Below are 13,204 nucleotides of genomic sequence, written 5' to 3' on the forward strand. Positions count from 1 at the left end.
ACATTCTGTATCGTTTGACGCCTATCTCGGCAAAGGACTGGCCATGTTCATCGCGCATCTGCCTGCTGGCTACCTGCTTGGCCGAAGCCTGCTTCGCTGGAAACCCACACAGATGTCTCAAACGCTCTGGCTGATGGCAGCATTGCTGGGAGCAGTCGCACCAGATCTGGACATGTTGTACTTCTATCTCATCGACCAGCGTCAGCATCACCACCACAGTTACTGGAGTCACTGGCCATTGCTGTGGTTCTCCCTGTTGGGTCTAGCCGTCATTGCCTGCATGGCATGGTGCGGTGAGAAATTGCCGCGACTGGCACTGCTGTTCAGCCTGAACGGCTGTTGTCACCTTGTTCTCGACACTCTGGTGGGTGATATCTGGTGGCTAGCACCTTGGAATGACAAGCCATTTGCGCTGTTCAGCGTGCCTGCTCGATTCAGTCCCTGGTGGCTTAACTTCATCCTTCACTGGTCATTTGCTGTTGAGTTGTTCCTCTGGTTTCTGAGCATTTATGCCTATTGTCACCGCGCGCCCTTGCCAGTGCATGGAGCCGACCGGCGCGATCCGCTAGAGTGACGGCACGTCCATTGCTGCTGGCCTGCCCATGAATGCCCTGCGAGTGCTGCGCGAAGCCGCCTATTTCTACAGCCACAATTTTCTGCGTATCGCCCTGCTCTGCCTGCCATTGCTGTTGCTCGAACGCCTCAGCGAGCTGGCACTGCGCGAGCAGTTCGGCCACTGGCCGGAAGGCGCCCTGCAACTGCTGTTCGGCGTGCTGTTCTACCCGTTGTACACCGGCATGCTGATCCTCTTTCTCGATGCCCGCAGTCAGGGCCGCGATGCCAGTGCCGCGGAACTGTTCGGGCGAGCCCTGCAGCTGTGGCCGGGTTTCGCCCTGCTCACCGCACTGACGTCCGTGCTGGTCATGCTGGGCCTGAGCCTGATGCTGCTGCCGGGGATGATCCTCATCGTTCTGCTGGCCTTTGCCGAATACCTGTTGGTACTGCGCGGCCAGTCGCCACTGGAGGCCATGCGTGGCAGCATTCGCCTGGTACGAGGGCAGTTCCTGCCGCTGGCCGGCTGCATTTTCAGTGTTCTGATTCCGCTGTGGCTGCTGGATGCCTGGCTGGCCGACCGGCTCAGCGCCGAGCCGGTTGCAGACCTACTCAGCGGCGGTCTGAGCGGCCTCTTGCAACTGTTCGTCAGCGTGGTGGTGTTTCGCTACTTCATGCTGCTGGAACAGCGGCCGCAACTGGAGCCGCGCGACCACTGAGGCGTCAGGACCGGTTACGCTCAGGCTTTAGCCCGGACATCCGCGGCAGTAACGCCCGCTCGAACAGGCGCGGGAAATAACGCGCCAGCAGGCGGGCCCGCCAGTTGACGTTGGACAGCACCAGCAGGCGTTTGCGCTTGATCGCCGCCTGGTAGATTTCCTCGGCCACATCCTGGGCCGAGGCAACCCGGCCCATGGCCAGCGGTGGCCGCGCGGCCGCCGCATCGCCGACCAGGGCATTCTTGCGCAGGTCGGTGGCGGTGAAACCGGGACACACCAGCATCACATTCACCCCCGAGCCCTTGAGTTCGTAACGTAGCGTCTCGAACAGCCCATGCAGCGCATGCTTGCTGGCGTTGTAGGCGCTGCGATAGAGCAGCGGAGCGAAGCCCGACAGCGAGCTGAGCACGATCACCTGACCATGGCGGTTGACCAGGCTGTCGAAGGCCGCCAGTGTGCAATGCAGGGCGCCGAAATAGTTGACCGCCATGACCCGCTGGAACACCGCCAGGTCGGTCTCGGAAAAGGTGCTGCGGTGGGTGATGCCGGCATTGTTGATCAGCACGTCGATGCCGCCGAAACGTTCGCTGGCCAGCGCCACAGCCTGATTGACCGCCGCCGCATCGGCCACGTCGCAGGCTAGCCCCAGGGCCTCGGCATTGAACTGATCGCGCAGGTGCTGCACCAGGAAATCAAGCTCGCTCTGCTGCAGGTCGAGAATCACCAGGCGCGCCCCGGCCTGGGCAAAACGCATCACCAGGGCACGACCGATGCCCGCGCAACCGCCGGTGACCAGCACCACCTTGCGCTCGAATACCTTGCTGTGAAAAACCTTGTGCGGCATGACTTCCCCCGGGTTCAACTCACAACTGCTTGTGGCTGCCATCGCACAGTGGCGGCGTCTGGCTGTGCTTGCAGCCACAGAGATACAGGGTTTTGCTCTCCTCGGCATGAAACTTCAGCGGTGTCAGCCCACTGCCCTTGTGCGCGCCATCGCAGAACGGCTGTTTGGCACTGCGTCCGCAGCGGCACCAGAAATAATCCTGCCCGGCTTCAACCGCCACGGCATAGGGTGCTTTTTGTGCAATCACCGGCTCGTCCATCGCATTGCCCTCGACTGACTGCCGACGCGCAGGCGCCGGGCATCGCTCAAGCATAGTTCAGGCTCGCGACTGGACAGCAGCGGGAGCATTGCCCATGCTCGAAACAAGCACCTGAAAAACAGCCCGAGAACAAGACGGCCACCAGCCGCCGGGAAACCATGCCGCCACACCTTGCACCTGCCCATGCCGAGCAGCTCCGCGCGCTTCAGTCCTGGCGACTGCCGAGCATGGCCGCCCTCTGCCTGCTGCTGGTCAGCGCACTGAGCATGGCCGGGGTGCCGCAACGTGAAACCGTGACAGTGCGCTACCTGGAGTTTCCTCCTTACAGCTTCACCAATGCCGAGGGTCTGCCGGACGGCAGCATCATCCGGCTGACCCGGCGCCTGCTCAGGCAGGCCGGCTACCCCGCCGACTTTCGCTCCGCCCCGAGCGCCCGCCTGTACGGTGGTCTGGCCGATGGCAGTATCCATCTGTGGCCGGGGGCTCCGGGCGTGCCACAGCTCAAGGGGCTGACCCTGGAAAGCCGCTATCAGGTCGCCGAGGTCAACCTCAACCTGTACCACCGCAGCGACACGCCGACACCTGCGCTGCCTGAGGGACTGCGCGACAAGCGGGTTATCCTGCTCACCGGCTACACCTACCGCCCGCCGGTATCCGACTGGCTGAAAGACCCGCAGCTGGGCATCAAGTCGACCCAGACCAGCAGTCATGCCTCTGCCCTGGCCATGCTGGAACTACGCCGCGGCGACTTCTTCATCGACTACCAAAGCCCGGTGGAGCGTGAACTGCAGGCCCGCAATCTGGCGCCACTGCCGTACATCACCCTGCATCGCCTGCCGATCAAACTGATCATTTCCAAGGCAGCGCCCAACAGCCAGCAACTGCGCGACGACCTCGACCGCGCCTACGAAACCCTGCGCGACGCCGGCGAAGACCTCAGCCTCTGAACACCCGTCACATCCAGGGATTACCCGGCGTGGGCACGCCGTCCTCGATGGTCGCCCCGTCCATGCTGCCGGCCCGGGCTTGGATCACCAGATAGTTCAGCGGCTCTTTGCCGGTGTTGCGCCAGCAGCGCCGGCCCTCGGGCGCAACCCGCACCACTGAACCCGGCCCCACAGGGACAATGCGCTCATCCACGCAGAATTCGCCCTCGCCGCTGACGAAGACATACACCTCCTCGTTGAGTCGGTGGCTGTGCCAGAACGGCACCGCGATGCCTGCCGGCAGGGCATTGATGGAGATTTCCATCCCACTCAACCCCAGCTCGTCCTTGAGAAAGTGCTTGCCCTTAGCCGGTCTCGGTAACAAAGGGTGGGCAAATTGATAGTTCATCCACTGCTGCGGCTCACCAACCTCGACACAGGACATATTGTGTTCGCGACTCATGGTTTTTCCTTTTTCAACGTTAGTAGCGGCCAGACTGCCGGCGACCTGGCCTGCGCCAGAGCCACCGGCACCGTGGTGGTCAATGCCCGTTCTGGGCGGTCAGTGCAGGCACACGACCCTGACGCTCAAGCGCCTCCAGGCGCTGCCGGGCGAGCGTGAGCTGGTCAACAGCGCTGCCGGCCTGACGCTGCTCGGCCTGGACAAACCAGCTATAGGCATACTGGGCATGCGCCAGTGCCTGGGACGGATTGGCCGCCATGGCCTCGAGGTGGCATTGGCCGGCTCCGAGCGCCAGGCGGCTGTCGATCAGTTCGGACTCGATCTCGCTGGTCAGGCACTGCGGCTGCGCGGCCTGGGCGGGAAACACGACACTGGCGGCGATAACGGCCGCCAGACTCACGGGTAATAATGGGCGCATGTCGGTCGCTCCTGGGGTTTGACGTTCTCGGCTCTTGATCCCATCATGGTTTCATAATGGAACCTGAGATCGACAATAGGTTTCATTATAGAACCTGTCAAGGCCTTTTCAGGCCTTGCCGACCAGATTGACTGCCCTCAGGACCGCCCCATGGAAAGAGTGAGTTTCGAAGACCGCAATTGCTCGATAGCCCGCGCTCTGGACGTGCTGGGCGACTGGTGGAACGTGCTGATCATCCGCGAGGCGCTGTGGGGCACCCGCAAGTTCGATGATTTCCAGCGCCACCTCGGCATGTCCAAGAGCATCCTGTCCAAGCGCCTGAAGCTGCTGATGGAGCACGACATCCTGGAGAAACGCAGCCAGGGCAGCAGCGTGGATTACCAACTCACGACCAAGGGCCGTGAGGTTCAGGCCATCATCGTCAGCCTGCTGCAATGGGGCGACCGCTGGTACCCGCAGGCCGAAGGTCCGCCCGTGGTGCTGGTCAATCGGCACACCCGCGCACCGCTAGCTCCGCTGCGCTTTCAGGATGAACAGGGCAACCCGCTGGAACTGGCCGACATCGGCCTGAGCGCGGGCCCCGGCGCCAACGAGGAAACCCGCGAGCGGATCCGCCAGATCCAGTGCCTGCATGCGGTGGACTGAGACCGACGCTACTTGCGCGGTTTGGCCCGCGCCGTGGGCTCGGCGATCAGCGGGTCGTCCGGCCAGTAGTGCTTGGGGTAGCGCCCCTTGAGATCCTTCTTCACCTCGGCATAGGTATTGGCCCAGAAGCTGGCCAGGTCCTGGGTCACCTGCACCGGCCGGCGTGCTGGTGACAGCAGGTGCAGCAGCACGCTCTGCCGCCCGCCAGCGATGCGCGGCGTTTCGGCCAGGCCGAACAGTTCCTGCAGGCGCACCGCCAGCACCGGCGGCTGCTCGCTGTAATCGATAGCAATGCGCGAGCCGGACGGCACGGCCAGGGCCTTCGGCGCCAGCTCGTCCAAGCGTTGAGGGAGCGGCCAGGGCAGCAAGGTCGCGAGCATGGCCGGCAGATCGAGGTTGGCAAAGTGGCTGAGCCGGCTGACCTTGCCCAGGTAGGGCAGCAGCCAGTCTTCCAGCGAATCGCGCAGCGCTGCATCGGACAGGTCTGGCCACTCGCTCTCGCCCTTGTGCTGCAGATCGAGCCGTCGCAACAGCGCGATGCGTGCCTGCCACTGGCGCAGTTCGGGCGTCCAGGCCAGCAGTTCCAGGCCCTTGCGCCGCACCAAGGCGAGCAGCGCGCGGCCACGTGCAGCCTCGTCCAGTTGCGGCAAAGCCCTGCTGTCGAGCACCAGCTCGCCGACCTTGCGCTGGCGCTCGGCGCGCAGCACGCCCTCGCGTTCGTCCCAGTCGAGCACGTCCAGCTCGCGGACCTGCTCGGCCAGCTCAGCATCGAACAGTGCCGGCTCCAGATCGGCGGCCAGATAGATGCGCTCCTCACGCTGGCCCTGACGGCTGCCCAGGTCGGCGATCACCAGCCATTCGTGCTTCATCAGCGCATCGGCCTCGGCAAACAGCGCCGCGCGGCCATTGGCCAGGCGGTATTCGGCACCGCCGGCGCGACGCTGGCGGGCGATGCGGTCCGGATAGGCGAAAGCCAGCAGGCAGCCGAGCCAACGCGGGTGTTCGGGGTCGGGCACGGCCTCATCGGCCTTGCCGCGAAGATAGGAACGAAATTGCCGGGCCAGCTGCCGCGCGCGCTGCACGCCACCTTGCGCACCGCGTGCGGCGCGACTCTCGCCGGCCAGCAGGCTCATGCGGCTGTGCAGGTCGGCACCCGCGCCGCGCAGGATGTCGCGCTCGGACAGCAGCGCCGCCAGGTCCGCCGCCAGAGCCCCCAGCTCCAGCGCCTGGCCGCGTAGCAGCAGATGGGCGATACGCGGATGCGCCGGCAACTCAGCCATGGCCTGGCCGTGGGCCATGAGTACACCGCGTTCATCCAGGGCACCGAGGCGCGTCAGCAGGTCACGGGCCTGGGCGAAGGCGGCCGGCGGCGGCACATCCAGCCAGGCCAGCTCAGAGGGTTCGACACCCCAGCGCGCCAACTGCAGCGCCAGCCCGGCGAGGTCGGCCTGGAGGATTTCCGCCTCGCCGTAAGCGGCCAGCTGATCGTGCTGGTTCTGCGACCACAATCGGTAGCACACCCCAGGTTCCAGTCGCCCGGCACGGCCGGCGCGCTGAGTGGCCGATGCCCGGGCGATACGCTGGGTGTCCAGACGGGTCATGCCGCTGGCCGGGTCGAAACGCGGCACCCGCGCCAGACCCGCATCCACCACCACGCGCACGCCGTCGATGGTCAGGCTGGTCTCGGCAATATTGGTGGCCAGCACCACCTTGCGCTGCCCGGCCGGCGCCGGTTCGATGGCCGCGCGCTGGGCGGAGAGGTCCAGCTCGCCATGCAGCGGGCAAAGCAGCACGTCCGCGCGCCCGGCCAGATTGCTCTCCAGTTGCTCGGCCACCCGGCGGATCTCCGCCTGGCCGGGAAGGAATACCAGCAGGCTGCCCGGCTCGTCGCTCAGCGCCTGCAGCACCGTCTGCACCACGCGCGGCTCGATCCATTCGCCGGGCTGCCAGGGCGCGCCCCAGCGCATATCCACCGGGTACATGCGACCTTCGCTGGACACCACCGGCGCCTCACCGAGCAGCGCGGACAGGCGCTCGCCTTCCAGCGTGGCCGACATCAGCAGCACCTTGAGCGGCGTGTCGCGCAGCAGCTCGCGGCCATTGAGGGTGAGCGCCAGCGCCAGATCGGCATCCAGGCTGCGCTCGTGGAATTCATCGAAAATCACCAGACCGACGCCCTCCAGCGCCGGGTCGTCCTGCAGGCGGCGGGCGAGGATGCCCTCGGTGACCACCTCGATGCGCGTGCGCGGGCCGACCTTGCTGTCCAGGCGGATGCGGTAGCCCACCGTCTCGCCAACCTTCTCGCCCAGCTCGCTGGCCAGGCGTTCGGCGGCGGCGCGCGCAGCCAGGCGGCGCGGCTCCAGCATGACGATGCTTTGTCCGGCCAGCCACGGTTCGTCCAGCAGCGCCAGCGGCACGCGGGTGGTTTTGCCGGCGCCGGGCGGAGCCTCCAGCACGGCTTCGTCGCGTTCGTTCAGAGCGGCGCGCAGGGCCGGCAGTACGTCATCAATCGGCAGGCGGTTCATCGTTCCTCCACACAAGGCCGGCGATTATAGGGCGAACCCGTGCCGGGACAGGTGGTCTCAGGCACAACCCCAGGCGAGCTGGGGTATAGTTCGCGCCATCGCGTCAGGAGGTTCCCATGCGCTTTTCCACCCGTCTGCTGTGTGCCGCTCTCGGCACCACCCTGCTTGCTCAGCTCAGTGCCTGCGGCACCCTGTTCTACCCGGAACGCCGCGGCCAGATCGAAGGCAAGCTCGATCCGGCCATCGTCGCCGCCAATGCTGTCGGTCTGCTGTTCTACATCCTCCCCGGCCTGATCGCCTTCGGCATCGACTTCGCCACCGGCGCCATCTATTTCCCCGAGGGCAAATACTCGGTCGCTCCGGAAAAGCTGCAGGAGACGCTGGGCACCGACGGTCAGGTCGATCGCCGCAAGCTCAAGGCTCTACTGGAACAGGAGCTGGGCCGCAGCCTGCCGCTGGATGATCCGCGCCTGCTGGAACAGCGCGGCAACCCGCAACAACTGGCCGGCCTGGGCCTGGCGCCATCGGCATGAGCGCCAGCACACCCTACAAGCACGCCAGCCTACTGAAGCTGGCCACCCGTGCCTCGCTGCTGGTCGCCATCACCCTGGTGGTGGCCAAGGCCATTGCCTGGTGGCTGAGCGGTTCGGTCAGCCTGCTCGCCGGCCTGACCGACTCCTTGCTGGACAGTGCCGCTTCCTTCCTCAATCTGCTGGCCGTGCACTATGCGCTGAAGCCGGCCGATGACGACCACCGCTACGGGCACGGCAAAGCCGAGGCCCTGGCCGGGCTGGCCCAGGCGATGTTCATCGGCGTCAGCGCCGTGCTGGTCGGCGCCCAGGCCGTCGAGCGCCTGCAGAACCCGCAGCCGATCGGCTCCGCCGAGCTGGGCATTGCCGTGATGCTGCTGTCACTGGCGCTGACCGCCGGCCTGCTCGTGCTGCAGCGCCACGTGATCCAGGTCACCGGCTCCACGGCGATCCGCGCCGACTCCCTGCACTACCGCTCCGACCTGCTGCTCAACGGCAGCATTCTGCTCGCCCTGATCCTCGCCGGCATCGGTTTCAGCCAGCTCGATGCGCTGTTCGGCCTGGCCATCGCCGCCTACATCCTGTGGAGCGCCGTGGGCATCGCCCGCGAGTCGGTGGCGGTACTGATGGACCAGGAACTGCCGCTGGAAGTCAGCGAACGCATGCACGAACTGGTCTGCGCGGTGGACGGCGTGATTGGCGCCCACGACCTGCGCACGCGCATTTCCGGCAGCCACTGGTACGTGCAGCTGCACCTGGAACTGCCGGCCGACCTGCCGCTGGTGGAGGCCCACCGCCTGTGCGAAGCGGCCGAAGCGGCGATTCACGTCGAGTTCCCCCGCGCCGAAGTGCTGGTACACCCGGACCCGGTGGAAGCCAAGGCAGACTGAGCAAAAGACCGGGGCCAACAACTAGAGTTTTTACTCTAAAAAACGCTAAGCTGGCGCCGCGACTCTCCCCATAACGACACTACAAGGAGCTTCACATGACGCTGACGGCAACTGCCTGCGCCCTGCTCGGCCTGGTGGCCTGGGCCCTGGTTCTGGTCTTTCTGCTGGTCAACCAGCGCGGCCTGATGGTTCTGACCGGCAAGATGAAGGTCAATGCCTTCGCCCCGGATGGCAGCAACACCCCGAGCGACTTCGGCCAGCGCCTGGTACGCGTGCATGCCAATTGCCTGGAGAACCTGCCGCTGCAGGCGGCTGTGCTGCTCTATGCCATTGCCGCTGGGCAGACCGCACTGACCGACCCGCTGGCCGGCCTGCTGCTCGGCGCCCGCCTGTTCCAGTCGGTCATGCACCTGATCAGCACCGGCCCGCTGTTCGTCTGGCTGCGTTTTGCCGGCTTTTTCATCCAGCTGGCCATCCTGGGCTACTGGCTGCTGTTGCTCGGTGGCCTGATCTGACAGGCGCCGTAAAACACACGCGCACAAAAAAGGAGGCCCCCGGCCTCCTTTTTTGTGTCCCTCCCAGGTGCTTGTGACACCCTTGCCTATCGCCCGTCTGGTTGGACAGTGCGGACCCGGTGGCCAGCGCGACCCGGTGGGATCGGCGGCGCCGCAGCAACTGATTGGCCGCTGCGATTGGACTGTGTTGTCCGGGCCTTGAATCTGGAACAAAGGTTACCCAGGCGAGCGGGGAGAATGCTTGCGAAGATTGCCGACAAGAACACCGCTTGCGCAATAAATCACCAAGAATAAGAATGATTAGGCAATCCAGCATAAAAACAGGCCAGCCATGAACAAACTCGACCGCTACGACCTGCGCATTCTTGCCGAACTGCAGCGCGACGCGCGCATCTCCAACCAGGAGCTGGCCGAACGCATCGGTCTGTCCGCCTCACCCTGCTCACGGCGGGTCAAACAGCTGGAAGACGACGGTTACATCGCCCGTCAGGTGGCCCTGCTCGATCGCAAGCTGCTCGGCCTGACCCTCACCGCCTACGTGCAGATCGGCATGGACCGGCACACCCCCGAGCGCTTCGAGAACTTCGAGGCGGCCATTCGCCAGTGGCCCGAGGTGCAGGAGTGCTGCCTGGTCACCGGCATGGATGCCGACTACCAGCTCAAGGTGGTGGTGCCGGACATGGACCACTACCAGAAATTCCTCCTCGGCCGCCTGACCCGCGTCGATGGCGTGACCAGCGTGCGCTCCAGCTTCGTGCTCAATCAGGTACTGGCCAGCACCGAGCTGCCGCTGGAGCACCTGCGCAGCTGAGCGGCATCCGACAGAGCGACACTCTGTCGTCTGTCGAAGGCAATCGCCTGCCCGTATAATCGCCGGCCGTTACGAATCCCCCGGCGAGGTCGACGTGGAAACCGAACAGTTCGAAGCCCTGATGATGTACACCCTGGTGGGCGGCCTGATGCTGTTCATGGCCTTCATCATCTGGGACCTGGCGAAGAAGTCCAAGGCCGGCCGCCTCGGCACCGCCATCCTGTTCCTCGGCCTGGGGCTGTGCCTGTTCGCCTTCGCCGCCAAGCCGATCATCGGCTACTTCATCGAAATGGCCCGGCATATCCAGACCTGAGTTCGGGCCTACTCGAACGCGTTATTCGAACAGAGCATCCAGCGCCTGCTCCAGGCGCGTCACCGCAATAACCTGCAAACCGGCCGGTGCCTCCTTGGGCGCGTTGCCCTTGGGCACGATGGCGCGCTTGAAGCCGTGCTTGGCCGCCTCCTTAAGGCGCTCCTGACCGCTCGGCACCGGGCGAATCTCGCCGGACAGGCCGATCTCACCGAACACCAGCAGATCATGCGGTAGCGGCTTGTTGCGCAGGCTGGAAATCACCGCCGCCATCAGCGCCAGGTCCGACGCCGTTTCCAGCACCTTCACCCCGCCAACCACGTTGAGGAACACATCCTGATCGTAGGTCGCGATGCCGCCATGCCTGTGCAGCACGGCCAGCAGCATGGCAAGGCGGTTTTGGTCCAGGCCCAGGGTCACGCGCTTCGGGTTGGCCATATGGCTGGTGTCGACCAACGCCTGCACCTCTACCAGCATCGGCCGGGTGCCTTCCCAGGTGGCCATCACCACGCTGCCGGGCACCGCCTCCTGGGCGCGGGTAAGGAAGATCGCCGAAGGGTTGGTGACTTCCTTCAGGCCCTTGTCGGTCATGCCGAACACGCCCAGCTCGTTGACCGCACCGAAGCGGTTCTTCACCGCACGCAGCAGGCGCAGGCGGCCGTCGGACTCGCCCTCGAAGTAGAGAACCGTATCGACCATATGCTCCAGCACGCGCGGACCGGCCAGCGCGCCCTCCTTGGTCACGTGGCCGACCAGGAAGATCGCCGTGCCGCTCTGCTTGGCGAAGCGCACCAGCAGCGCTGCGCTCTCGCGCACCTGGGCCACGCCGCCGGGGGCGGACTGCAGCTGCTCGGTGAAGATGGTCTGGATCGAGTCGATCACCATCACCTTGGGCTGCTCGCGGCGCGCCACCTCGATGATCGATTCGATGCAGGTCTCGGTCATCACCTTGAGCCTGTCCTGCGGCAGCTCCAGGCGCCGCGCGCGCATGGCCACCTGCTGCTGGGATTCCTCGCCGGTGACGTACAGCGCCGGCAGGCGCTGGGCGATATTGCACAGGGTCTGCAGCAGGATGGTCGACTTGCCGATGCCGGGGTCGCCGCCGATCAGCACCACCGAGCCGTCCACCAGGCCGCCGCCGAGCACCCGGTCCAGCTCGCCGGAGACGGTGGAGAAGCGCGGAACTTCCTCGACGCTGACCTCGGCCAGGGTCTTGATCTGCGCCTGCTGCCCGGCCCAGCCGCCGCGCCCGGACGGCGCGCCGGCACCGCCGCTTTCGATCATTGTCTCGGTCAGGGTATTCCAGGCCCCGCACTCGCCGCACTGCCCGGCCCACTTGGGAAAGGTGGCGCCGCACTCGGTGCAGCCATACATGCGTTTGGCCTTGGCCATGGAAGTCTCCGCCTGCTGGAAAAGCGGGCATGATACTGGAGGGCGATTCAATAGACGAAAAACGCCAAAGCCATTAGCGTCCGACCAATCATTTCACCAACCCGCTGCCGTGCCGAAGCGAGCAAATTCGATGACTTTTGAGGGCTGGATGCAGCACCGGGGCTTATCCCCGTCCACAGTGAAGAAATATGAAGGTGCTGTACGTGGCGTAATGTCTGAATGGGCTACGCAGAACGGGCTAATAAGCGGCCCACTGACCGCGATAAATAGCTATATCGCCTTCAAAAAAATTGCCGCCAGTATTCGAGAGCTGCCCATTTACATCGAACGAAATGAGCGCGGTCACAATATGTACAACGCCGCGCTTGAGAAGTTTTCTGACTTCCTGGCGGAGGGGCATGAGAATGATGCGGAAGCGGACATCGACGAGATACTAGGGGACTGCACTAAATCCGTGACAGAAATAAGCACCCTTGTAAAAGCAAGAATCGGCCAGGGCGCGTTCAGGCAAAAGCTGATTTCTCATTGGAATGGCTGTGCCGTAACTGGATTCAAAGACACCTGTTTCCTAGTCGCCTCGCACATCAAACCTTGGTGCGTATGCAACGACGATGAACGCCTTGATCCCTTTAATGGGTTACTGCTGATTCCAAATCTGGATAGAGCCTTCGACTCTGGCCACATCACATTTTCAACTGAAGGCGACATCATAATTTCGCCTCAACTAGCCGATCCCGAAGAGCTGGGTATTTCAGCAACGATGCGCTTATCACTTGCGCCCCAACACGAACCATACTTGGCATTTCATCGCCAACACGTATTCCGCGCGGATTGACCCTATGCAAATCCAACTGATCCAGACCAGCGCCGAGCAGTTACCACTGATTCGCAATCTCTACCAGTTCTACGCCTATGAGTCGTCGAACTGGGAGGAAGAGGATGTCGAGACCGATGGCCGTTTCTATGTGCACGATCCCTACCTGGCGCTGTACTGGCAGCGCGAAGACTGGAGTGCGCAGCTGATTCTGGTCGACGGTTTCATCGCCGGTTTCCTGCTGATCGAGCGCAGCGAACTGCCGGGCGTCGATGCCCTGGAGTTCGCCGACCTGTTCATCCTCAAGAAGTACCGCCGTCAGGGCATCGGCCGTGCGCTGGTCGAGCAGGTGATGCTCGCCAGCCAGCACAGCTGGATCGTCAGCCTCTATCCTCAGGACCCGCTGGCGGTGCCGTTCTGGCAGGCCATGTTCGAGCAACTGCCCTTCCGCTCGCTGCAGCAGCTGGTGGATGCCGAAGACCCGGCCCTGCTGACCTATCTGATCAACCAGCGCCCGCACTAAGCCGCTCGTCCAGCACACCAACCCGGCGCACCGGCTGAACTATCCTCCCTTGAAAGCAGTGGCCGCTT

17 protein-coding genes are annotated in these 13,204 nt (G+C 64.3%); 11 read left to right on the plus strand and 6 right to left on the minus strand.

Annotation, left to right across the window (positions count from 1 at the left end; all coding sequences use genetic code 11):
* Positions 1-43 precede the first annotated feature (43 nt).
* Together HNP49_RS13130 and HNP49_RS13135 are read left to right on the plus strand one after the other, a co-directional pair.
* A complete protein-coding gene (locus HNP49_RS13130; RefSeq protein WP_184683930.1) occupies positions 44-574 on the plus strand; it encodes a metal-dependent hydrolase in 531 nt (176 codons plus the stop codon).
* Positions 575-602: 28 nt separating this feature from the next.
* Complete coding sequence (locus tag HNP49_RS13135; RefSeq protein ID WP_184683932.1) at positions 603-1,271, plus strand: YciC family protein; 669 nt, start codon at positions 603-605, stop codon at positions 1,269-1,271.
* A gap of 4 nt (positions 1,272-1,275) precedes the next feature.
* Here the strand turns inward: HNP49_RS13135 and HNP49_RS13140 are convergent, their stop codons facing one another.
* Positions 1,276-2,115, minus strand: a complete 840-nt coding sequence (locus HNP49_RS13140; RefSeq protein ID WP_184683934.1) for an SDR family oxidoreductase — start codon at positions 2,113-2,115, stop codon at positions 1,276-1,278.
* Positions 2,116-2,134: 19 nt separating this feature from the next.
* Positions 2,135-2,374 (minus strand): CDGSH iron-sulfur domain-containing protein, encoded by a 240-nt coding sequence (locus tag HNP49_RS13145; protein ID WP_184684128.1) that lies wholly within the window; start codon positions 2,372-2,374, stop codon positions 2,135-2,137.
* A gap of 227 nt (positions 2,375-2,601) precedes the next feature.
* Between HNP49_RS13145 and HNP49_RS13150 the strand changes: the two genes are divergently transcribed.
* Positions 2,602-3,321 (plus strand): ABC transporter substrate-binding protein, encoded by a 720-nt coding sequence (locus HNP49_RS13150; RefSeq protein ID WP_184683936.1) that lies wholly within the window; start codon positions 2,602-2,604, stop codon positions 3,319-3,321.
* A 7-nt stretch (positions 3,322-3,328) separates the two neighbouring features.
* Here the strand turns inward: HNP49_RS13150 and HNP49_RS13155 are convergent, their stop codons facing one another.
* Together HNP49_RS13155 and HNP49_RS13160 are read right to left on the minus strand one after the other, a co-directional pair.
* The gene (locus tag HNP49_RS13155; RefSeq protein ID WP_184683938.1) at positions 3,329-3,763 is read right to left on the minus strand and encodes a cupin domain-containing protein; all 435 of its coding nucleotides are present in this window, start codon (positions 3,761-3,763) and stop codon (positions 3,329-3,331) included.
* Between the two features lie 79 nt (positions 3,764-3,842).
* Complete coding sequence (locus tag HNP49_RS13160) at positions 3,843-4,181, minus strand: hypothetical protein (RefSeq protein ID WP_184683940.1); 339 nt, start codon at positions 4,179-4,181, stop codon at positions 3,843-3,845.
* Between the two features lie 150 nt (positions 4,182-4,331).
* On the opposite strand from HNP49_RS13160, the gene HNP49_RS13165 reads away from it, so the two are divergent.
* On the plus strand, positions 4,332-4,826 hold the full coding sequence (locus HNP49_RS13165) for a helix-turn-helix domain-containing protein (RefSeq protein WP_184683941.1): 495 nt from the start codon (positions 4,332-4,334) through the stop codon (positions 4,824-4,826).
* Between the two features lie 8 nt (positions 4,827-4,834).
* On the opposite strand, the gene hrpB is transcribed toward HNP49_RS13165, so the two are convergent.
* Positions 4,835-7,351: an ATP-dependent helicase HrpB gene (gene hrpB, locus HNP49_RS13170; protein WP_184683943.1), complete on the minus strand. Its 2,517-nt coding sequence runs from the start codon at positions 7,349-7,351 to the stop codon at positions 4,835-4,837.
* Positions 7,352-7,467: 116 nt separating this feature from the next.
* Here hrpB and HNP49_RS13175 point away from each other — a divergent pair, with 116 nt between their 5' ends.
* From HNP49_RS13175 to HNP49_RS13195, 5 genes are all read left to right on the plus strand, one after another.
* Entirely contained in the window at positions 7,468-7,884 is a 417-nt protein-coding gene (locus HNP49_RS13175; RefSeq protein ID WP_184683944.1) for a polyribonucleotide nucleotidyltransferase, read from the plus strand.
* Positions 7,881-8,771 (plus strand): cation diffusion facilitator family transporter, encoded by an 891-nt coding sequence (locus tag HNP49_RS13180; RefSeq protein WP_184683946.1) that lies wholly within the window; start codon positions 7,881-7,883, stop codon positions 8,769-8,771. The genes HNP49_RS13175 and HNP49_RS13180 overlap by 4 nt, the downstream gene beginning before the upstream one ends.
* Before the next feature lie 95 nt (positions 8,772-8,866).
* Positions 8,867-9,286: an MAPEG family protein gene (locus tag HNP49_RS13185; protein ID WP_184683947.1), complete on the plus strand. Its 420-nt coding sequence runs from the start codon at positions 8,867-8,869 to the stop codon at positions 9,284-9,286.
* A gap of 331 nt (positions 9,287-9,617) precedes the next feature.
* Positions 9,618-10,097 carry an Lrp/AsnC family transcriptional regulator gene (locus tag HNP49_RS13190; RefSeq protein ID WP_184683949.1) on the plus strand — a complete coding sequence of 160 codons (480 nt, stop codon included), beginning with the start codon at positions 9,618-9,620 and terminating at the stop codon, positions 10,095-10,097.
* Positions 10,098-10,191: 94 nt separating this feature from the next.
* Positions 10,192-10,410 (plus strand): DUF2788 domain-containing protein, encoded by a 219-nt coding sequence (locus HNP49_RS13195; protein ID WP_374507470.1) that lies wholly within the window; start codon positions 10,192-10,194, stop codon positions 10,408-10,410.
* A 21-nt stretch (positions 10,411-10,431) separates the two neighbouring features.
* Here HNP49_RS13195 and radA read toward each other — a convergent pair whose 3' ends face one another.
* Positions 10,432-11,799 (minus strand): DNA repair protein RadA, encoded by a 1,368-nt coding sequence (gene radA / locus HNP49_RS13200; protein ID WP_184683951.1) that lies wholly within the window; start codon positions 11,797-11,799, stop codon positions 10,432-10,434.
* On the opposite strand from radA, the gene HNP49_RS13205 reads away from it, so the two are divergent.
* Together HNP49_RS13205 and HNP49_RS13210 are read left to right on the plus strand one after the other, a co-directional pair.
* Positions 11,780-12,634 carry an HNH endonuclease gene (locus HNP49_RS13205; protein ID WP_260407167.1) on the plus strand — a complete coding sequence of 285 codons (855 nt, stop codon included), beginning with the start codon at positions 11,780-11,782 and terminating at the stop codon, positions 12,632-12,634. The genes radA and HNP49_RS13205 overlap by 20 nt on opposite strands.
* Before the next feature lie 4 nt (positions 12,635-12,638).
* The gene (locus HNP49_RS13210) at positions 12,639-13,136 is read left to right on the plus strand and encodes a GNAT family N-acetyltransferase (RefSeq protein WP_184683953.1); all 498 of its coding nucleotides are present in this window, start codon (positions 12,639-12,641) and stop codon (positions 13,134-13,136) included.
* Positions 13,137-13,204 lie beyond the last annotated feature (68 nt).

This window comes from Pseudomonas fluvialis (assembly GCF_014207935.1).
Lineage (GTDB): Bacteria > Pseudomonadota > Gammaproteobacteria > Pseudomonadales > Pseudomonadaceae > Aquipseudomonas > Aquipseudomonas fluvialis_A.